Below are 20763 nucleotides of genomic sequence, written 5' to 3' on the forward strand. Positions count from 1 at the left end.
CTGCAGGGGGGACCCTGTGGGAGAGTAGGACGCCGCCGAACTCCTTTTGATAGTTAAGCCCCGTGCCCTTGTGGCACGGGGCTTTTCTGCGTTCCAGGCCCGGTCGCCGGCGCACTGTGGCGGGGGTGCGGGGCAGGGCGAGGACGTGGGCTCGCTCCCGGAACACCCCTGGTGGGCGGGATGGTGACGGTGCGACAGATGGTTTTGCATACCCCCTGGTTCGAGGTATGCTTTAGCTCGTTGCCGCAGGGCAGCAAGGCCCCAATAGCTCAGTCGGTAGAGCGTCTCCATGGTAAGGAGAAGGTCTGCGGTTCGATTCCGCATTGGGGCTCAGACAGACGAAAGGCCCCCGCCAGATGGCGGGGGCCTTTCGCGTATCCGGGCGTCCTGGACTGTCCGGAGTCGACGCGAGCTATACAGCGGCCTGTGGCTCGGGGACGCGCATCGCGAGGATGGCCATGTCGTCCGAGGCCGGCTCGGCGGCGAATCGCTCGACCGCCCGCAGAATGCGTGCCGCGACCGCGCCCGCTGTGAGGCCCGTGCAGTTGGCCAGAACGTCCGCCAGGCCGTCGTCGCCGAGCATGCGGGCGCCCTCGCGGCGTTCGGTGACGCCGTCCGTCACGCACAGCAGAACATCGCCCGGCTCCAGGGTCAGCGTCTGCTCGTACAGCTCCAGGTCCTCGATGACGCCCAGCAGGGGCTGCGGATCCGCCGCTGCCTCGACCGAGCCGTCCTGGCGCAGGCGCAGCGGCAACGGATGGCCTGCGCACACCACCTTCAGGAGGGCGCTGCCGTCCTCCTGCGGCCACAACTCCCCGTACAGAAGGGTCAGGAAGCGACTGCGGGCGCCCTCGTCCAGGATGGCGGCGTTCAGGCGCTCCAGGACGGCGGGGCCGCCGAAGCCCTCGCGGGCGAGGAGGCGCAGGGCGTGACGAGCCAGGCCCGTGACGGCCGCGGCCTCCGGACCCGTACCGCAGACGTCGCCGATGGCGAAACCGTAGGCGCCGTCGCGGATCGGGAAGACGTCATAGAAGTCGCCGCCCACCTCGTTGCCCTCACCGGCTGCCCGGTAGATGACCTCGATCTCGACATTGGGAACATCGGGCAGGCCCGGAGGCAGCAGGCTGCGCTGGAGGGCCTGGCTGATGGCCGTGCGCTCCGAGTAGAGACGGGCGTTGTCCAGCGCCAGGGCGGCCCGGCGGGAGAGGTCCTCGGCCAGCTCCAGGATCTCCTGGCGAAAGTGGTCGTCGGACGGCTTGCCGAGCGTGAGCATGCCGATGACCCGGTTGCGGGCAACCAGAGGAAGGACCACGGTCTCCCCGCCCACCGCGGCCGCGGTGGCGAGTGTCGTACGGATGCCCGCGCCGAGCCCGCCGGGGTCACCGAGGCCGATGCTGCGCATCGATGTGCGCAGGGCGGCCTGATGGGCGGCCTCCGACGGTGCGGACCAGACACGGGCGCCGGGCGTCGGCACCGGGTCGGGCGGCGAGATCTTGGAGAGCAGGGCCTTGAGGCCGTCGATGCGCTCCTCGTCCTCGTGCAGTACGTACGAGAGGTACGGGTCCGAGGCCTGGTCGGCGATCGTGTAGACGGCACACCAGGTGGCCAGGGTGGGGACGGTCATCTGTGCCATCAGGGCGAGCGTCTGGTCGCGGTCGAGCGTGCCGGCCAGCAGGTCGGACGCCTCGACGAGGAAGGAGAGCGAGCCGCGGCGCAGCCGTTCAAGCTCTCCCAGACGGGCGGACTCGACGGCCAGGGCGATGCGGTCGGCGGCGAACTGGAGGCGCAGGGCCTCCTCGTTGGAGTACCGGCCGGCGGCCTCGGCCGCGACACCCAGGGAGCCCGTGAGCCGCCCCTCGACCTTCAGCGGGACCGTGACCACCGAGCGCATGCCCGTGTCGCCGAGCAGGGGGACGGCGCCGGGCACGGCGTCGAGGTCCTCATGGACGGCAGGCATGCGCGCGGAGCCGTACCTTCCGGTGCCGGCTTCGACGGGGACGCGGGCGAAGCGCTGACGGGCGGAGGGCAGGCCTGTCGTGGCGCGTACTTCCAGTTCGGTCTCGTCGTCCGTCGCCAGCAGCAGGAAGGCCGCGTCGGCGTCGAGCATGTCGCGGGCCCGTTCGACGGTGCGCTGGAGCAGCCCGTCGAGATCGTCGGGGGCGGGAGAGCCGATGAAGACCTCGAAGGGATCCGTCGTGCGGCTCTCGGTGTTCGCATCGGAGACCGGCGTGCGTACCGGTGACTGGAGCACGGCCCGCTCGTAGTCGCGCACCAGCAGGCACACCGTCGAGGGTTCGCCCTGGGTGTCCCGGACGCGCAGGTGGGAGCCGTAGACCGGGATCGTGCGGCCGTCGGCGCCGCGCATGCCGTAGCTGCCCTCCCAGCGCGATAGGCGCAGCGCGTCGGCGATGCCGGTGTTGGTGCCCGGGGTCTGCGGCCAGGCGGTGAAGTCGGTGAACTGCTTGCCGGTGACCTGCTCCGCCGTGTGCCCGAACAGATACGAGGCGTCGTCGTTCCACGCCGCGACGGAGCCCGTGCTGTCGATCTGGATGACGGCGACTCTGACCCGTTCGTCGGTGACGGGGAGCAGGTCGACGGGGAGCAGTGGGCCGGCGGAGCGGATACCCACGGGGCGGTCGGGGAGATCGAGCTGGAACCAGACATGTTTGTGCGTGGGGGAGTACTCGACTCCCCAGCGGGAGGCGAGTGCCGCGCACAGGAGGAGGCCGCGGCCGCCCTCCCGGTCGGGACTGCCGAAGTCCAGCCCGGTGGACTGGAGCGGGATCTCCCGTTCCGGGTAGTGGTCGGAGACCTCGACCCGGACACCGTCCTCCGTGCGCAGGCACAGCACGTCCGCCGCCGTGCCCGCATGCACCACAGCGTTGGTGACGAGCTCGCTGGTGAGGACGACGGCGTCGTCGACGACGTCGGTGTATCCCCACCCCTGGAGCGTGTCCCGGACAAAGGCGCGGGCCGTCGCGACGGAGCGCCCGACTGGGTCGAAGGTGGCAGCCGCGCGCGCCGTGATCACAGCACTCCCCATATGGTGTCTCGTCGCTTTCCCGAGTCCTGTGCCCGTTTATCGCCGCTTCGATTCGCCTTGCCAGGCTAGACGCTTCGTGCAGGTGCCGGATACACGAGGGCCGGGTTCGGGCAAGGACGGACAGGAACAGGCGCGTGACCGGACAAGTGTGGGCTTCCTCATGGAGGGATGTGGGACAACCATGGGACGCTCCACCCCGACCGGTTCCGGCCTGGTACGTTTCAACGATTTGACGTCCGCATAGTCACCCGTCAACGGTGGGCTGTGGCGGTGAGCCTCAGATGATCTGGGCAAGCTCTCGGACAAGGCCCGAGCGATTCGGTCAACCCCTGCGGGAGGGACACGGTGGAGTCTGACGTGGCGGCGCGGGGAACAGGTACGCGCAGTAAAGGCGGACAGCCCGTGAAGAAGCAGCGCAATGGAACCGTCGAGGTCGACGCCGCGGCACTCAACAGACTGCTCTCCGGTCTGGTGGCCATGCGGGACGGCAACTTCCGCAGGCGGGTGACCGTCTCAGGCGACGGTGTCATGGCCGAGCTCGCGGCGGTCTTCAACGAGGTCGCCGACCGCAACGTGCATCTCACCGGTGAACTCGCGCGCGTGCGTCGCGTGGTCGGCCGGGAGGGCAAGCTCACCGAGCGGCTGGAGACGGGGGCCTGCGAGGGCTCCTGGGCCGCCGCGATCGACGCGTCCAACGAGCTGGTCGATGATCTCGCGCGTCCGGTCTCGGAGGTCGGGCGGGTGCTGTCGGCGGTGGCCGACGGAGATCTCGAACAGCGGATGGAGCTGCGTTCGCACACGGCGGACGAGACGGTACGGCCGCTGCGCGGCGAGTTCCTGAAGGTTGCCCGTACGGTCAACAACCTGGTCGACCAGCTGTCCGCGTTCACCGAGCAGGTGACGCGGGTCGCGGTCGAGGTGGGCACCGAGGGCAAGCTGGGCGGCCAGGCTCAGGTGCGCGGGATGTCCGGGTCCTGGAAGGACCTCACGGACTCCGTGAACACCATGGCGTACCGGTTGACCGCGCAGGTGCGCGACATCGCCCTGGTGACGACGGCGGTCGCCAAGGGCGATCTGTCGCGGAAGGTCACCGTCCATGTGGCCGGCGAGATGGCTCAGCTGAAGAACACCGTCAACACGATGGTCGACCAGCTGTCCTCGTTCTCCTCCGAGGTGACCCGCGTCGCCCGTGAGGTGGGTACCGAGGGCGAGCTGGGCGGGCAGGCGACGGTGCCGGGTGTGGCCGGGGTCTGGAAGGACCTGACCGACTCCGTCAACACGATGGCGGGCAACCTCACCTCCCAGGTGCGCGGCATCGCGGAGGTGACGACGGCGGTCGCCAACGGTGACCTGTCGCAGAAGGTCCGGGTGAGCGCGCGCGGCGAGGTCGCGCAGCTCGCCGAGACGATCAACCAGATGACCGAGACGCTCCGCACCTTCGCGGACGAGGTCACACGCGTGGCCAGCGAGGTCGGCGGCGAGGGCCTGCTCGGAGGCCAGGCGCAGGTGCCGGGCGCGGCGGGCACCTGGAAGGACCTCACCGACTCGGTGAACACGGTCTTCCGTAACCTGACGACCCAGGTGCGCGACATCGCCCAGGTGACCACGGCCGTGGCCAGCGGTGACATGTCGCAGAAGGTCACCGTCGACGTGGCCGGCGAGATGCTGGAGCTGAAGAACACCGTCAACACGATGGTCGACCAGCTTCAGTCCTTCGGTTCGGAAGTGACCCGGGTGGCCCGGGAAGTCGGCGTCGAGGGACGTCTCGGCGGCCAGGCCGAGGTGCCGGGTGCGGCGGGTACCTGGAAGGACCTCACGGACTCCGTGAACACGGCGTTCCGGAACCTGACGGGTCAGGTGCGCGACATCGCCCAGGTGACGACCGCGGTGGCGAATGGCGACCTGTCGCAGAAGGTCACCGTCGATGTGGCCGGCGAGATGCTGGAACTGAAGAACACCGTCAACACGATGGTGGCGCAGCTGTCCTCCTTCGCCGACCAGGTGACGAGGATGGCGAGGGACGTGGGCACGGAGGGCCGCCTCGGCGGTCAGGCGCGGGTCGACGGTGTCTCCGGTACGTGGAAGGAGCTCACCGACTCCGTCAACTTCATGGCGGGGAACCTGACCTCCCAGGTGCGCCAGATCGCCCAGGTGACCACGGCGGTGGCGCGGGGCGACCTGTCGCAGAAGATCGACGTGGACGCGCGCGGCGAGATCCTCGAGCTGAAGAACACCATCAACACGATGGTCGACCAGCTCTCCGCCTTCGCCGAGCAGGTGACCCGGGTGGCACGCGAGGTGGGCACCGACGGGCGTCTCGGAGGCCAGGCGCAGGTGCCCGGCGTGGCAGGTGTGTGGCGTGATCTGACCGATTCGGTGAACGGCATGGCCGGGAACCTCACTGCTCAGGTCCGTAACATCGCGCAGGTCGCCACGGCGGTGGCGCGCGGTGACCTGTCGCAGAAGATCGACGTGGACGCGCGCGGCGAGATCCTCGAGCTGAAGAACACCCTCAACACGATGGTCGACCAGCTCTCCAACTTCGCCGAGCAGGTGACGCGGGTCGCCCGTGAGGTGGGTACGGAGGGCATCCTCGGCGGTCAGGCCGAGGTGCAGGGTGTGTCCGGTACGTGGAAGGACCTCACCCAGTCCGTCAACGGCATGGCGAACAACCTGACCCTTCAGGTCCGCAACATCGCCGAGGTCACCACCGCGGTCGCCAACGGCGATCTCTCCAAGAAGATCACCGTCGACGCCAAGGGCGAGATCCTCGAACTGGTCACCACCGTCAACACGATGGTCGACCAGCTGATGAACTTCGGCGACGAGGTGACGCGGGTGGCCCGCGAGGTGGGCACCGAGGGCATCCTGGGTGGCCAGGCCCGGGTGCGCGGGGCGACGGGCATCTGGAAGGACCTCAGCGAGAACGTCAACCTGATGGCCAACAACCTGACCAGTCAGGTGCGGAACATCTCCCGCGTCTCGTCCGCGGTGGCCAACGGCGACCTGACGAAGAAGGTCACCGTCGAGGCGCGCGGTGAGGTCGCCGAGCTGGCCGACACCGTCAACACGATGGTGACGACCCTGTCGTCGTTCGCCGACGAGGTGACGCGAGTCGCCCGTGAGGTGGGCACGGAGGGTGAACTGGGCGGCCAGGCGCGCGTCCCCGGGGTCTCCGGTACGTGGAAGGACCTCACCGAGTCCGTGAACTCGATGGCGTCCAACCTGACCGGCCAGGTGCGCCAGATCGCCACGGTCACCACGGCCATCGCCAAGGGTGATCTCACCAAGAAGATCGACATCGATGCCCGCGGTGAGATCCTCGAGCTGAAGAACACCATCAACACGATGGTCGACCAGCTGTCCTCGTTCGCCGACCAGGTGACCCGGGTGGCGCGCGAGGTGGGTACCGAGGGACAGCTGGGCGGCCAGGCGCGGGTCCGGGACGTGGACGGCACCTGGCGCGACCTCACCGAGTCGGTGAACGAGATGGCCGGGAACCTGACCCGTCAGGTGCGTGCCATCGCGGCCGTCGCCACCGCGGTGACCCGCGGCGATCTCAATCTCAAGATCGATGTGGATGCCGCGGGCGAGATCCAGGCCCTGCAGGACAACATCAACACGATGATCGCGAACCTGCGCGACACCACCGCCACGAACAAGGAGCAGGACTGGCTCAAGGGCAATCTCGCCCGGATCTCCGGTCTGATGCAGGGGCGGCGCGATCTGGACGACGTGGCCTCGCTGATCATGAGCGAGCTGACGCCGGTCGTCTCCGCGCAGCACGGCGCCTTCTTCCTCGCCATGGCGACGGGAGATGCCGACGCCCTGGGGGCGGACGGGGACAGGGAGGGTTCGTACGAGCTCCGGATGCGGGGCAGCTACGGCTACTCCGCCGGCTCCATGCCGACGTCCTTCCGGCCCGGTGAGACGCTCATCGGTACGGCGGCGGAGGAGAAGCGGACGATCCAGGTGGACAACGTGCCGCCGGGGTACCTGAAGATCTCCTCCGGTCTCGGCGAGGCGCCGCCCGCGCATGTGATCGTGCTGCCGGTGCTCTTCGAGGGGAAGGTCCTCGGGGTGATCGAACTGGCCTCCTTCCAGCCGTTCACCCACATCCAGCGGGACTTCCTCAACCAGCTCGCCGAGATGATCGCCACCAGCGTCAACACGATCAGCGTCAACACCACGACTGAGAAGCTGCTGGAGCAGTCGCAGGAGCTCACCGAGCAATTGCGCGACCGGTCCCAGGAGTTGGAGAACCGGCAGAAGGCCCTCCAGGCGTCCAATGCCGAACTGGAGGAGAAGGCCGAGCTGCTGGCCCAGCAGAACCGCGACATCGAGGTCAAGAACACCGAGATCGAGGAGGCGCGGCAGGTCCTGGAGGAACGTGCCGAACAGCTGGCCGTCTCCATGCGGTACAAGTCGGAGTTCCTCGCGAACATGTCGCACGAGTTGCGGACGCCGCTCAACTCGCTGCTCATTCTGGCCAAACTCCTGGCGGACAACGCCGAGGGCAATCTGTCGCCGAAACAGGTGGAATTCGCCGAGACGATCCACGGTGCCGGTTCCGACCTGCTCCAGCTGATCAACGACATCCTGGATCTGTCGAAGGTCGAGGCGGGCAAGATGGACGTCAGTCCGACCCGGATCGCCCTGGTTCAGCTGGTCGACTACGTGGAGGCGACGTTCCGGCCGCTGACCGCGGAAAAGGGGCTGGATTTCTCCGTACGGGTGTCTCCGGAACTCCCGGCCACGCTGCACACCGACGAACAGCGGCTGCTTCAGGTGCTGCGCAATCTGCTCTCCAACGCGGTGAAGTTCACCGACGGCGGCGCCGTCGAGCTGGTGATCCGGCACGCCGGTGCCGAGGTGCCGAACGCCATTCGTGAGCAGCTGCTGGAAGCCGGTTCACTGCGGGACGCCGACGCTGATCTGATCGCCTTCTCGGTGACCGACACCGGTATCGGGATCGCGTCGAGCAAGATGCTGGTGATCTTCGAGGCGTTCAAGCAGGCGGACGGGACGACCAGCCGCAAGTACGGCGGTACCGGTCTCGGCCTTTCCATCAGCCGGGAGATCGCACGGCTGCTGGGTGGCGAGATCCATGCGGCGAGCGAGCCCGGCCGCGGCTCGACGTTCACGCTGTACCTGCCGCTGCACCCGAGCGAACTCCCGCCGCAGGGTTACCCGCAGATCGGCCCCGGCCCCATCGAGATGCACGGTGCGGCGGTCGAGAGCGGCCGGCTTCCCGAGGCCGGCCAGGGGATGGGGCAGGGCTCCGGACCCGGTTTCCAGACCTTCGGGGAGGCCTCCGGGAGGCCGGGGAGCGTGCACGACCAGGGCGGTGCGGCGGGGCTGTTGAGGCGTCGGCGCAAGGCGCTGGGCGGTGCGCGGCAGCAGCCCGCGCTGCCGCCCCGGGCGGCTTCTCCGGCGGAGCGGCAGTCCCCGCAGGAGCCGTGGACGCTCGGCGGCCAGGAGGAGCCGGAGGTCCGCAGGACGTTCCGGTTCGGCGGCGAGAAGGTGTTGATCGTCGACGACGACATCCGTAACGTCTTCGCGCTCACCAGCGTGCTGGAGCAGCACGGGCTGTCGGTTCTGTACGCGGAGAACGGGCGCGAGGGGATCGAAGTCCTGGAGCAGCACGACGATGTGACGGTCGTACTGATGGACATCATGATGCCGGAGATGGACGGTTACGCGACGACCTCGGCGATCCGCAGGATGCCGCAGTTCGCCGGTCTGCCGATCATCGCGCTGACCGCCAAGGCGATGAAGGGCGACCGCGAGAAGGCGATCGAGTCCGGAGCATCCGACTACGTCACCAAGCCGGTCGACTCTGATCATCTGCTTTCGGTTATGGAGCAGTGGATGCGCGGAGAGTGATCGGAAATTGAGCGAATCAATCGTGTTCTGTTGATTGCCTGTGTCGGAAGGAGTGTGGGAGCGCGATTTTCGGGGAACCTTCTGGTCTCTCACCGCGTTTTCCCTGTGTGCACAGTGACATCGCGGTGACAGGGTGTGGTGACGGGCGGGGTGCGGCTACCATGACCGGCACAAGGACGGACGGCGTAAGGGAGCCGTCCCCTGGGGCGGCGCCCGGTGCAATTCCGGGACGAGGAGGACGGGCCATGGTGCAGAAGGCCAAGATCCTCCTGGTCGATGACCGGCCGGAGAATCTGCTGGCGCTGGAGGCCATCCTCTCTGCGCTCGATCAGACACTGGTCCGGGCATCGTCAGGGGAGGAGGCGCTCAAAGCGCTGCTCACGGACGACTTCGCGGTCATTCTGCTGGACGTCCAGATGCCGGGCATGGACGGGTTCGAAACCGCGGCGCACATCAAGCGGCGGGAACGGACCCGGGACATCCCGATCATCTTTCTCACCGCGATCAACCACGGCCCGCACCACACCTTCCGGGGTTATGCGGCCGGCGCGGTGGACTACATCTCGAAGCCGTTCGACCCCTGGGTGCTGCGTGCCAAGGTCTCGGTCTTCGTCGAGCTGTACATGAAGAACTGCCAGTTGCGTGAGCAGGCGGCGCTGCTGCGACTCCAATTGGAGGGCGGCGGTCACGGGGGTGTGAACCGCGAGAAGGAGCCCGCCGGGCTGCTGGCCGAACTCTCCGCGCGGCTCGCGGCCGTCGAGGAGCAGGCCGAGGCCCTCTCCAAGCAGCTGGACGACGAGTCGGCGGACGCCGGGGCCGTTGCCACCGCCGCGCACCTCGAACGGAAGCTGACCGGGCTGCGCCGGGCGCTGGACGCCCTGGAGCCCGGCACCGGTGGCGGACCCATGCCCCTTCCCTCGTAGCGCGGCCGTGGGCTGTACCGCCCCTCTCCGTCAGGTCCCTTCGGGCCGGCGGGGCCTCAACTGAGCCGAGAGAGCGGCCGGTCGGCGGTCGTGTCCCGGTACGGACATCCCCGGCCGGCGGGCATGCAGTGTCCGTGTGACCGGTGAGGGAACGTCAGTTTGCGGCCGCCGTACGGCGACACGGTCGGGTGAACCGGCACGCGCACGTGTTCACTGCCGCAGACACCGGTAACCTCGGCCCCATGGCCTCACGTACGTCCGGCAAGGGTTCCCAGGGCACGGCGGGCACCGCGAAGCGCGCCGGCCGTGCCCCGGGCCCGGCCAAGAAAGCCGCGCCCGCCAAGAAGACCGCGGCGAAGAAAGCCGCACCCGCCAAGAAGGCACCCGCGAAGAAGGCGGTGGCCAAGAAGGCCGCAGCGCCCAAACCGGCGCCGTCGCCCACCAGCGGTGTGTACCGCCTGGTGCGCGCCGTCTGGCTCGGTGCGGCCCACGCCGTCGGCGCGATGTTCCGCGGCATAGGGCGCGGTGCCAAGGGGCTCGACCCCGCCCACCGCAAGGACGGCGTCGCGCTGCTGCTGCTCGGCCTCGCGCTGATCGTCGCCGCGGGCACCTGGTCGAATCTCCGCGGCCCGGTCGGCGACCTCGTCGAGATGCTCGTCACCGGAGCCTTCGGCCGGCTCGACCTCCTCGTGCCGATACTGCTGGGCGCCGTCGCCGTACGGCTGATCCTGTATCCGGAGAAGCCCGAGGCCAACGGCCGCATCGTCATCGGGCTCTCCGCGCTGGTCATCGGCGTGCTCGGACAGGTCCACATCGCGTGCGGATCGCCGGGACGCGAGGAGGGCACCGAGGCCATGCAGGACGCGGGCGGCCTCATCGGCTGGGCCGCCTCCAAACCGCTGATCTTCACCATGGGCGAGGTGCTCGCCGTACCGCTGCTCCTGCTCCTGACCGTCTTCGGACTGCTGGTCGTGACGGCGACCCCGGTGAACGCGATTCCGCAGCGGCTGCGGCTGCTCGGTTCCAAGCTGGGAATCATCGACCCGGTGTACGACCCGGAGGCGCTGGACGAGGACGACGACGAGCGGTACGACGAGCAGTGGCGTGAGTCGCTGCCCGCCGGTTCGCGCCGCTCCTCCGTCCGCCGTTCCGAGGCGCCCGACGAGTACGACCCCGACCGGGCGGAGACCGACGCGCTCTCCAAGCGCCGCAGGCCGCGCAGGCCCTCCGTGCAGCCGGCGATGAACCGCACCATGGACGCCGTGGACGTCGCCGCCGCCGCAGCCGCCGCGCTCGACGGGGCGGTGCTCAACGGCATGCCGCCCTCGCCGGTCGTCGCCGACCTCACCCAGGGCGTCTCGGTGGACCGCGAGCGCACGGGCACTCCGGTGCCCGGTGCCAGGGAGGCGGAGCCGGCCCGGAGGCCGGGGGAGAAGGCGTCCTCGCCCGCCGGGGGCGTGCCCGACCTGACCAAGCAGGCGCCCGACCGCTCGCAGTCGCAGCCGCTGCCGCCCCGCGCCGAGCAGCTCCAGCTCTCCGGCGACATCACCTACTCGCTGCCCTCGCTCGACCTGCTGGAGCGGGGCGGCCCCGGCAAGACCCGCAGCGCCGCCAACGACGCAATCGTCGCGTCGCTGACCAACGTCTTCACCGAATTCAAGGTCGACGCCGCTGTCACCGGTTTCACCCGCGGTCCCACGGTGACGCGGTACGAGGTGGAGCTCGGACCCGCCGTGAAGGTCGAGCGGATCACGGCGCTCGCCAAGAACATCGCGTACGCCGTCGCCAGCCCCGACGTCCGGATCATCTCCCCGATCCCGGGGAAGTCCGCGGTCGGCATCGAGATCCCCAACTCCGACCGGGAGATGGTCAACCTCGGCGACGTGCTGCGGCTCGCGGACGCGGCGGAGGACGACCACCCGATGCTGGTCGCGCTCGGCAAGAACGTCGAGGGCGGGTACGAAATGGCCAACCTCGCGAAGATGCCGCACGTCCTGGTGGCCGGTGCCACCGGTTCCGGCAAGTCCTCCTGCATCAACTGCCTCATCACCTCGGTGATGGTGCGGGCGACGCCGGAGGACGTCCGCATGGTGCTGGTCGACCCGAAACGCGTCGAGCTGACCGCGTACGAGGGTATTCCGCACCTGATCACGCCGATCATCACCAACCCCAAGAAGGCCGCCGAGGCGCTCCAGTGGGTGGTGCGCGAGATGGACCTGCGTTATGACGACCTCGCCGCGTTCGGCTACCGGCACATCGACGACTTCAACCACGCCGTCCGCACCGGCAAGCTCAAGACGCCGGAGGGCAGCGAGCGGGAGCTGTCGCCGTACCCGTATCTGCTGGTGATCGTCGACGAGCTGGCCGACCTCATGATGGTGGCCCCCCGGGACGTCGAGGACTCGATCGTCCGCATCACCCAGCTGGCCCGCGCCGCCGGTATCCATCTGGTGCTCGCCACCCAGCGCCCCTCGGTGGACGTCGTCACCGGTCTGATCAAGGCGAACGTGCCCTCCCGTCTCGCCTTCGCGACCTCGTCGCTGGCCGACAGCCGCGTCATCCTCGACCAGCCCGGAGCCGAGAAGCTCATCGGAAAGGGTGACGGACTGTTCCTGCCGATGGGGGCGAACAAGCCGACCCGTATGCAGGGTGCCTTCGTCACCGAGGACGAGGTCGCGGCGGTCGTCCAGCACTGCAAGGATCAGATGGCCCCCGTCTTCCGCGAGGACGTGGTGGTCGGGACGAAGCAGAAGAAGGAGATCGACGAGGACATCGGCGACGATCTGGATCTGCTCTGCCAGGCCGCTGAGCTGGTCGTCTCCACCCAGTTCGGGTCCACATCGATGCTCCAGCGCAAGCTGCGGGTGGGTTTCGCGAAGGCCGGCCGGCTGATGGACCTGATGGAGTCGCGGAACATCGTCGGCCCCAGCGAGGGCTCCAAGGCGCGCGACGTCATGGTGAAACCGGACGAGCTCGACGGGGTGTTGGCGCTGATCCGTGGGGAAACCGGTTCGTAAGGGTTTTGCGGGCAACCGTTTCGCCGGGTCGTACGTCAAGTTGAAGGGAGGGACAGCAGGATGTTCCTTCCCGGGGCGGTCCGGCGAATCCGACTCTGTTCGAATCTGATGGCGTACAAAGTCCTACCTCCCGGTTGCCCCACCCTTTCGTACCCCCCCTAGACTGAACACCCAGCAGGTGGCTCACGCTCGAAAGGCGCCCCCGTGTCCATCGGCAACTCCCCCGAAGACGACCGGCCTTCGATCGGTCGAGTGCTTCAGCAGGCTCGTATCGCCGCAGGTCTCACGGTCGAAGAGGTCAGCACGTCCACCCGGGTGCGCATCCCCATCGTGCACGCGATCGAGGAGGACGACTTCTCCCGCTGCGGCGGCGACGTGTACGCCCGCGGCCATATCCGAACACTCGCACGTGCCGTAGGCACCGATCCGGAACCGCTGGTTTCGCAGTACGACGCCGAGCACGGCGGCCGTCCCGCGCCGACGCCGGCGGCACCGATGTTCGAAGCCGAGCGGATCCGTTCCGAACCCCGGCGGCCCAACTGGACCGCGGCCATGGTCGCGGCCATCGTCGCCGTGGTCGGATTCGTCGGCTTCACCTTCTTCAAGGGCGGTGACGAGCCCTCGACCGCCGGCCAGGTGGCCGAAGGCCCGACGTCCGACAAGATCACACCCAAGCCGGCGTCCAGTAAACCCGTCGATCCCAAGCCGGCCCCCTCGGACAGTGCCATCGCGGCAGCGCCCCAGGACAAGGTGACGGTCAAGCTCAGCGCGAGCCAGGGCAAGAGCTGGATCTCCGCCAAGGACCACAACGGCCGGTCCCTCTTCGACGGAACCCTCCAGCAGGGCGAGACGAAGACCTTCCAGGACAAGGAGCGGGTCGACCTCGTCCTCGGTGACGCCGGATCGATCGATCTCTTCGTCAACGGCAAGAAGGTCGAGGACCAGTTCCAGCCCGGACAGGTGGAGCGGCTCTCGTACACCAAGGGCGATCCCGAGGTCGGCTGACCTCACGATCCGACAGTTCACAGAGGCGGCGAGCGCCGGGCCATCGTGCCGGGGGCTCGCCGCCTTTGTCACTCCCTGTAGTGGTCGAACCCTGCGCGGCGGGGCCAGTGCCGGGACAAAGTAGTCTTGAGCCCATGCCCGAACGCCGTACCGTCGCCCTTGTCACTCTTGGATGCGCCCGTAACGAGGTGGACTCGGAGGAGCTTGCAGGCCGCTTGGCAGCGGACGGCTGGGAGCTCGTCGAGGATGCCTCCGATGCCGATGTCGCCGTGGTCAACACCTGTGGATTCGTCGAGGCCGCCAAGAAGGACTCCGTCGATGCCCTGCTCGAAGCCAATGACCTGAAGGATCACGGCCGGACCCAGGCCGTCGTCGCCGTCGGCTGCATGGCCGAGCGCTACGGCAAGGACCTCGCCGAGGCCCTGCCGGAAGCGGACGGAGTCCTCGGATTCGACGACTACGCAGACATCTCCGACCGCCTCCAGACCATTCTCAACGGCGGCATCCACGCCTCCCACACCCCGCGCGACCGCCGCAAGCTGCTGCCCATCAGCCCGGCCGACCGCCAGGACGCAGCCGTCGCCCTCCCCGGCCACGCCCAGGAGGCCGCACCTGCCCCCGCCGATCTCCCGGAGGGAGTCGCGCCGGTCTCCGGCCCGAGGGCGCCTCTGCGCCGTCGGCTGGGCACCAGCCCCGTCGCCTCCGTGAAGCTCGCCTCGGGCTGCGACCGCCGCTGCTCCTTCTGCGCCATCCCGTCCTTCCGCGGCTCCTTCATCTCGCGGCGGCCCTCGGACGTCCTGGGCGAGACCCGCTGGCTGGCCGAGCAGGGTGTGAAGGAGGTCATGCTGGTCTCCGAGAACAACACCTCGTACGGCAAGGACCTCGGCGACATCCGCCTCCTGGAGACACTCCTTCCGGAGCTCGCGGACGTCGAGGGCATCGAGCGCATTCGCGTCAGCTACCTGCAGCCCGCCGAGATGCGGCCCGGTCTGATCGACGTCCTGACCTCGACGCCGAAGGTCGCGCCCTACTTCGACCTGTCGTTCCAGCACTCGGCCCCCGGCGTGCTGCGCGCGATGCGCCGCTTCGGCGACACGGACAGCTTCCTGGAGCTCCTGCACACCATCCGTAGCAAGGCACCGCAGGCCGGCGCGCGCTCCAACTTCATCGTGGGCTTCCCCGGCGAGACCGAGGCGGACCTTGCGGAGCTGGAACGGTTCCTCACCGGTGCCCGTCTCGACGCCATCGGCGTCTTCGGCTACTCCGACGAGGACGGCACCGAGGCGGTCGGGTACGAGAACAAGCTGGACGCCGACACGATCGCCGAGCGGCTGTCACACATCTCGCAGCTGGCCGAGGAGCTGACCTCGCAGCGGGCCGAGGAGCGCGTCGGTGAGTCGCTCCAGGTCCTGGTCGAGTCGGTCGAGGCCACCGAGGACGAGTCGCGCGCCGTGGGCCGCGCCGCTCACCAGGCGCCCGAAACGGACGGTCAGGTGCTCTTCACCGCACGCGAGGGGCTTGTCCCGGGCCGTATGGTCGAGGCAAAGGTAGTGGGCACCGAAGGTGTGGACCTGGTGGCCGAGTGTCGTGAACTTGCGGAGGTAGCCAGATGACCGGAGCACCGGCATCCGCGGCAGGTGGTACCGGCGCGACGCCGGTCCGCGGCGGAAAACTGGGTGCTGCGGCCGTCAACCAGGCCAGCCTGTGGAACATCGCCAACCTGCTCACCATGGCGCGGCTGGTGCTGGTTCCCGGATTCGTCGTACTGCTGCTCCACGACGGCGGATACGACCCGGCCTGGCGTTCCATCGCCTGGGCCGCGTTCGCCGTCGCGATGATCACCGACGTGTTCGACGGGCATCTGGCGCGTAAGTACGACCTGGTCACCGACTTCGGGAAGATCGCCGACCCGATCGCCGACAAGGCGATCATGGGTGCGGCGCTGATCTGTCTGTCGTACCTCGGTGATCTTCCCTGGTGGGTCACGGGTGTGATCCTCTTCCGCGAGCTCGGCATCACGGTGCTGCGGTTCTGGGTGATCAGGCACGGCGTGATCCCGGCCAGCCGTGGCGGGAAGATGAAGACGCTGGCCCAGGGGACCGCCGTCGGGATGTACGTCCTGGCACTGACCGGTCCACTGGCCACGATGCGCTTCTGGGTGATGGCGGTGGCCGTCGTGCTGACGGTCGTCACCGGCCTGGACTATGTGCGCCAGGCCGTCGTGCTGCGGCGTCAGGGGCGCGCGGAGGAGAAGGCGGCTGCCGTTCAGGGAGCTGCCGAGAACGCTGAGGCGGCTCTGGAGAGCGCCAAGGACGAGGGGCAGGCCTCCAGGCGGGCCGAGACCGCCGGGACCGCCTCCGAGGGAGCCAAGGGCCCGAAGCGGGTCGCCGGGAACCGCGGTGCCGCGGAGGCCGAGCGGTGACAGCCGCGGCCCAGGTGCTGCGGCTGCTCGTCGAGCGGGGCGAGAGCCTCGCCGTCGCCGAATCGTTGACCGGAGGCCTGGTCGCGGCGGAGCTGACGTCCGTACCCGGTGCCTCGCAGGCATTCCGAGGGTCGGTGACCGCCTATGCGACCCCCCTCAAGAGTGAAGTCCTGGGCGTGGACGCGGAGCTTCTGGCGGCGCGAGGGGCAGTGGACGCCGAAGTCGCGCGCCAGATGGCGGCGGGCGTACGCCGGGCGCTCGGCGCGGACTGGGGAGTGGCGACAACCGGTGTCGCGGGCCCCGAGCCACAGGACGGCCAACCGGTCGGAACGGTCTTCGTCGCAGTCTGCGGGCCCTGTGACGCCGGGAAAGTGACCGCGCTGCGGTTGAACGGCGGACGGGCGGACATCCGTAGAGAGAGCGTACGGAGCGTGCTCGAACTGCTCTCCGGCGAACTCGGCGGGTACGCGAGCGCACAGGATACGGAACACAACGGGGGGAATTGATGTTTGCAGCCCTGAGTGAACACGACATCGCTCCCCGCACGGCCGCAGCGCTAGGCGGTACGGTGGGGCGTGAAGGATGCGGCTACGCGGTCCGAGGAGGGAGCCACCGATGATTCTGCTCCGTCGCCTGCTTGGTGACGTGCTGCGTCGGCAGCGCCAGCGCCAAGGCCGTACTCTGCGCGAAGTCTCCTCGTCCGCCCGAGTTTCGCTCGGCTATCTCTCCGAGGTGGAGCGGGGGCAGAAGGAGGCATCCTCCGAACTGCTCTCCGCCATTTGCGACGCGCTTGATGTACGGATGTCCGAGCTCATGCGTGAAGTGAGCGATGAGCTGTCCCTGGCTGAACTGGCCGAGTCGGCGACAGCCGGTGATCCGGTACCAGTACCGGTGCGCCCCATGCTCAATTCCGTCTCCGTTTCGTCGGTGACGGGTGTACCGACGGGGCGGGTGACCATCAAGGCGCCTGCGGAAGCGGTGGATGTCGTCGCCGCCTGACCCGTTCGGTTCAGTGTGAAGCCGGAGCCCCGGTCCTCCCCTCAGGGGGTGGGCCGGGGCTTCTGCGCGTTCGAGTGGTGTGCGGGGGATGTGGCGGAGGAGGTGTTGGCGTGCTTCCGGCGGGCAGGCGCATGGATGAGACCGGGGAACGCTCTCTTCGAGCACTTCCCCGGATGACCGTTTTGCTTCGTTTGTGCCATCGTGGTTGGTGCTGAACGGAACGGATACCAGATCGGAGACGTGCATGTCTGTGGTGAAGAGCCCGCTGTCCGAGACCGACCTCAAGTCCGTGGGTGATGCGCTCCAGGGCGCCCTGGTGGACCTCGTCGATCTCTCCCTGGTGGCCAAGCAGGTCCACTGGAACGTGGTGGGGCCTCGGTTCAGGTCCGTGCACCTTCAGCTCGACGAGGTCGTCGACACCGCCCGCCAGCACTCCGACACGGTGGCCGAACGAGCCTCCGCGCTGGGTGTCAATCCGGACGGACGGTCGGGGACGATCGCCAGGACCACGGCCATCGATTCCGTGCCTGCGGGCTGGGTCAAGGATGTCGATGCGGTACGGACCCTGGTGGACGCCCTGAGCGTGGTGATCGGTCGGATGCGCGAGCGGATCGAGGTGACGGGTGACCCCGACCCCGTCAGCCAGGACATCCTCATCGCGCTCACCGCCGACCTCGAGAAGCACGCGTGGATGTTCCAGGCGGAGAGCGCCTGACCGGGGTTCCCCCGACTCACCCGGCGGGTTCTTGCCCGGCCGGGGCTCCATTCCAACCGGCCTGCCCGGGATCGGGCAGAGTCCGGTACGTACGACGCAAGGAGTTGTGATGACCGACGAAAGCGCGAAGGACAAGATCGCAGGCAAGGCCAAGGAAGCCATGGGCAAGATGACCGGCAACAAGCGCATGGAGTCCGAGGGCAAGGCGGACCAGGCGAAGGGCAAGGCCAAGGGCGCCATGGGCGAGACCCGGGAGCGGGCCGAGGGCGTCAAGGACTCCCTGACCCCCGACGACAAGGACTGAACGGCAGTGCAGCGGGGAGCCCCCACCGGAAGCGGTGGGGGCTCCCCGCTGCACCGGACCCGCTGCGGGGATACGCAGTCCGGCGGGACGGAGTGCGAGGCGTGCGACTGCTACATGCGCGCCGGTACTGCGCCGGTGCGCTCTCCCGCAGGGTGATCGGGCCGGACTAAGGTCTTCCGTTCGGATCAGGACGGATTCCGAGAACCCGGCATGCTCCGAACGACAGGCCCCGGGGTTCGCCCGAAGGAGGCAGCCATGGTGCGGCGGTGGGTGCCGGCGCTCGTGCTCGGCGGTGTGTGGTGGTGGGCCGTGCTGCGGCTGGTGCTGGAGCCTGCGCAGGCGGGGCCGGTCGAGGGGGCGGTGGCGGCGGGTGGATGGGGGCTCAGCCTCCTGCCCGTGCACGTGGCCGAGACGGCCCGGCCGACCGGGATATTCGACGCGGGCACAGGCTTGCTGCGGCGCTGTGCCGGGGGCGTGCGCGGTGTGGGCCGTACCTGGCAGTCACTGATATCGCAGTCGCCGATATCCAGCTCGTCGATACCGGGCTCGTCGATATCCGGCTCGTCGTGGCGCGAGGCCGGCCGGTCCTGGCGTGCGTCAGCCCTGTCGGGTCGCGCGAAGCGCCGGTTCTGGCGTACGGGCGGCCGGTCCTGGTCCGTCGGCAGGGCGTGGCGCGCTACCAGGGCATGGCGACGCCGCCGTTCGGGCGGAGGATCTGGCCGGTCATGAAGGCCGACGCGTCCGATGCCAGATGCAGCACCGTGTGCGCGACGTCATCGGGCTCGCCGACCCTGCCCAGCGGCGAAATGCGCGCCATCGTCGCCTCGGCCCGGTGCTGCTGCTCCGCGTCGTGGCGGGCGGTCATGGGGGTGCGGATCCAGCCGGGCGCGACCGCGTTGACCCGGATGCCGTGAGGTCCCAGCTCGGTCGCCAGCGTCTTGGTCAGCTGGACCACGGCAGCCTTGGCCGCGCTGTAGCAGAGCAGGCCGGGGCTCGCGGAGTCGACCGCGCCCGAGGCCATCGTGATCAGCGAGCCGGGGGCGCCGCGCGCGACCATCCTGCGGGCGGTTTCCTGGCAGGCGTACAGGACCCCCTTGAAATTGACCGAGAGCACACGGTCGAGGTCCTCGTCAGCGGTTTCCAGGACACTGCTCGTATGCATGATCCCGGCAACGGCGGCCAGGATGTCCAGATCGCCGGCGGCGGCGACCGCGGCCCGGACCTGGTTGCGGTCGGTGACATCGAGCGGATGGGTGTGGGCTTCGCCACCTGCGGCCGCGATCAGGTCGAGGGTCTCCAGGAGGCCCTTCTCGTCGAGATCGGCGCAGTGGACGCAGGCGCCGGCCTCCGCCAGCAGGACGGCGGTGGCGCGGCCGATTCCGCCTGCGGCGCCGGTGACGAACGCGGAGCGGCCGGTGAGGTCGTACGCGACGAGGGGCATGACCGGACCGTACGACTGCTTCTGACGGGTCGTCAACTATGGTGCGGCGATGGGTTGTCCACTGCGCTGCGGTGATGGGCCGTCCACCTGTCCAGGTGGGGCGTCCGCTATGGGGTGGGTCCCGATTGGCATCGGGGGCACCAGTAGGTGGGGCGGGTGTCCTGCTCCGACGCGCGGATCGGTGTCCCGCAGCGCAGACAGGGGCGGTGGGTCCGGCCGTAGACCCAGAGGTTCTCGCTCGGGCGGCGGGTGCGGGAAGCCGGAGTGCCGGTGGTCCGGGGCCGGGCGCCGAGGGTGGTGGTGCGGACCGGGCGGTCGCGGTTGGCTTCCAGGAGCTGTTTGGCCGTGGTGACCAGGAGGGCCGCCGTGTGTTCGGGCAGTCGGCCGATGGGGAGCCAGGGGGTGGCGCGGGCCAGGAAGCAGAGCTCGCATTTGTAGACGTTGCCGATGCCGGCCAGATTGCGCTGGTCCAGGAGAGCCTCGCCGAGAGGGCGGGCAGGATCGGTGAGCAGTCGGTGCAGCGCGGTGTCGGCGTTCCAGTCCGGGCCCAGCAGGTCCGGGCCGAGGTGGCCGACGACCTTCTCCTCGTCCCCGGTCCGGAGGAGTTCGAGAACGGGGAGGCGGTAGCCGACGGCGGTGTGCGCGGTGTTGGCCAGGACGGCGCGGATCTGGTGGGCGGGGCCGCCGCGCCACCGTTCGTCGGGGGCATAGACACGCCAGGCGCCGTCCATCCGCAGATGACTGTGGAGGGTGAGGCCGCCCTCGATACGGGTCAGCAGGTGCTTGCCGCGCGCGGAGAAGTCGAGAACGGTCCGGCCGGTGAGATCGGCGGTGGCGAACCTGGGGACGCGCAGATCGGACCGGGTGAGGACCTGACCGGCCAGCGCGCTGTGCAGCCGTTTCGCGGTCTGCAGGACGGTGTCTCCTTCGGGCATACGTCCATGATGCGCGGGGACGGCGGCGGGTGCGGGCGGGGTGACCCTGCGATCCGGGGGAGGGCGGCTGTGG

Annotated in this window: 13 protein-coding genes and 1 tRNA gene; 11 read left to right on the forward strand and 3 right to left on the reverse strand. The window is 69.0% G+C overall.

Translation table 11 applies throughout. From position 1 onward, the window contains the following. The first annotated feature begins 258 nt into the window (after window positions 1–258). Window positions 259–331: transfer RNA gene (locus ACIOEW_RS28645), tRNA-Thr, on the forward strand. Window positions 332–412: 81 nt separating this feature from the next. Here the strand turns inward: ACIOEW_RS28645 and ACIOEW_RS28650 are convergent. Continuing rightward, window positions 413–3031 carry a SpoIIE family protein phosphatase gene (locus ACIOEW_RS28650; protein WP_362549215.1) on the reverse strand — a complete coding sequence of 873 codons (2619 nt, stop codon included), beginning with the start codon at window positions 3029–3031 and terminating at the stop codon, window positions 413–415. 414 nt (window positions 3032–3445) lie between these two features. Here ACIOEW_RS28650 and ACIOEW_RS28655 point away from each other — a divergent pair, with 414 nt between their 5' ends. The 10 genes from ACIOEW_RS28655 to ACIOEW_RS28700 all read left to right on the forward strand — a co-directional run bounded on the left by ACIOEW_RS28655 (window position 3446) and on the right by ACIOEW_RS28700 (window position 18314). Further along, a complete protein-coding gene (locus ACIOEW_RS28655; RefSeq protein ID WP_362549218.1) occupies window positions 3446–8929 on the forward strand; it encodes a HAMP domain-containing protein in 5484 nt (1827 codons plus the stop codon). Window positions 8930–9174: 245 nt separating this feature from the next. Then, entirely contained in the window at window positions 9175–9852 is a 678-nt protein-coding gene (locus tag ACIOEW_RS28660) for a two-component system response regulator (RefSeq protein WP_401967091.1), read from the forward strand. 242 nt (window positions 9853–10094) lie between these two features. Beyond that, window positions 10095–12869, forward strand: coding sequence for a DNA translocase FtsK (locus ACIOEW_RS28665; RefSeq protein WP_401967094.1), 2775 nt, complete (start codon window positions 10095–10097; stop codon window positions 12867–12869). Between the two features lie 204 nt (window positions 12870–13073). After that, a complete protein-coding gene (locus ACIOEW_RS28670) occupies window positions 13074–13874 on the forward strand; it encodes a helix-turn-helix domain-containing protein (RefSeq protein ID WP_362549227.1) in 801 nt (266 codons plus the stop codon). A 134-nt stretch (window positions 13875–14008) separates the two neighbouring features. Continuing rightward, entirely contained in the window at window positions 14009–15487 is a 1479-nt protein-coding gene (rimO, locus tag ACIOEW_RS28675; protein ID WP_401967097.1) for a 30S ribosomal protein S12 methylthiotransferase RimO, read from the forward strand. Next, on the forward strand, window positions 15484–16296 hold the full coding sequence (gene pgsA, locus ACIOEW_RS28680; protein WP_401967100.1) for a CDP-diacylglycerol--glycerol-3-phosphate 3-phosphatidyltransferase: 813 nt from the start codon (window positions 15484–15486) through the stop codon (window positions 16294–16296). Before rimO ends, pgsA begins: the two co-directional genes overlap by 4 nt. After that, a complete protein-coding gene (locus tag ACIOEW_RS28685) occupies window positions 16293–16802 on the forward strand; it encodes a nicotinamide-nucleotide amidohydrolase family protein (protein WP_362549233.1) in 510 nt (169 codons plus the stop codon). The genes pgsA and ACIOEW_RS28685 overlap by 4 nt, the downstream gene beginning before the upstream one ends. Window positions 16803–16911: 109 nt before the next feature. Continuing rightward, window positions 16912–17295: a helix-turn-helix transcriptional regulator gene (locus ACIOEW_RS28690; protein WP_362549236.1), complete on the forward strand. Its 384-nt coding sequence runs from the start codon at window positions 16912–16914 to the stop codon at window positions 17293–17295. A gap of 244 nt (window positions 17296–17539) precedes the next feature. Then, complete coding sequence (locus tag ACIOEW_RS28695; RefSeq protein ID WP_362549239.1) at window positions 17540–18010, forward strand: DNA starvation/stationary phase protection protein; 471 nt, start codon at window positions 17540–17542, stop codon at window positions 18008–18010. A 109-nt stretch (window positions 18011–18119) separates the two neighbouring features. Then, window positions 18120–18314, forward strand: coding sequence for a CsbD family protein (locus ACIOEW_RS28700; RefSeq protein ID WP_362549242.1), 195 nt, complete (start codon window positions 18120–18122; stop codon window positions 18312–18314). A 676-nt stretch (window positions 18315–18990) separates the two neighbouring features. Here the strand turns inward: ACIOEW_RS28700 and ACIOEW_RS28705 are convergent. Together ACIOEW_RS28705 and ACIOEW_RS28710 are read right to left on the reverse strand one after the other, a co-directional pair. After that, window positions 18991–19755, reverse strand: a complete 765-nt coding sequence (locus ACIOEW_RS28705; RefSeq protein ID WP_362549245.1) for an SDR family NAD(P)-dependent oxidoreductase — start codon at window positions 19753–19755, stop codon at window positions 18991–18993. Window positions 19756–19862: 107 nt separating this feature from the next. Continuing rightward, complete coding sequence (locus ACIOEW_RS28710; RefSeq protein WP_401967105.1) at window positions 19863–20690, reverse strand: DNA-formamidopyrimidine glycosylase family protein; 828 nt, start codon at window positions 20688–20690, stop codon at window positions 19863–19865. Between the last annotated feature and the right edge of the window lie 73 nt (window positions 20691–20763).

Origin of the sequence: Streptomyces sp. NPDC087901 (assembly GCF_044742205.1) — a bacterium.
Lineage (GTDB): Bacteria > Actinomycetota > Actinomycetes > Streptomycetales > Streptomycetaceae > Streptomyces.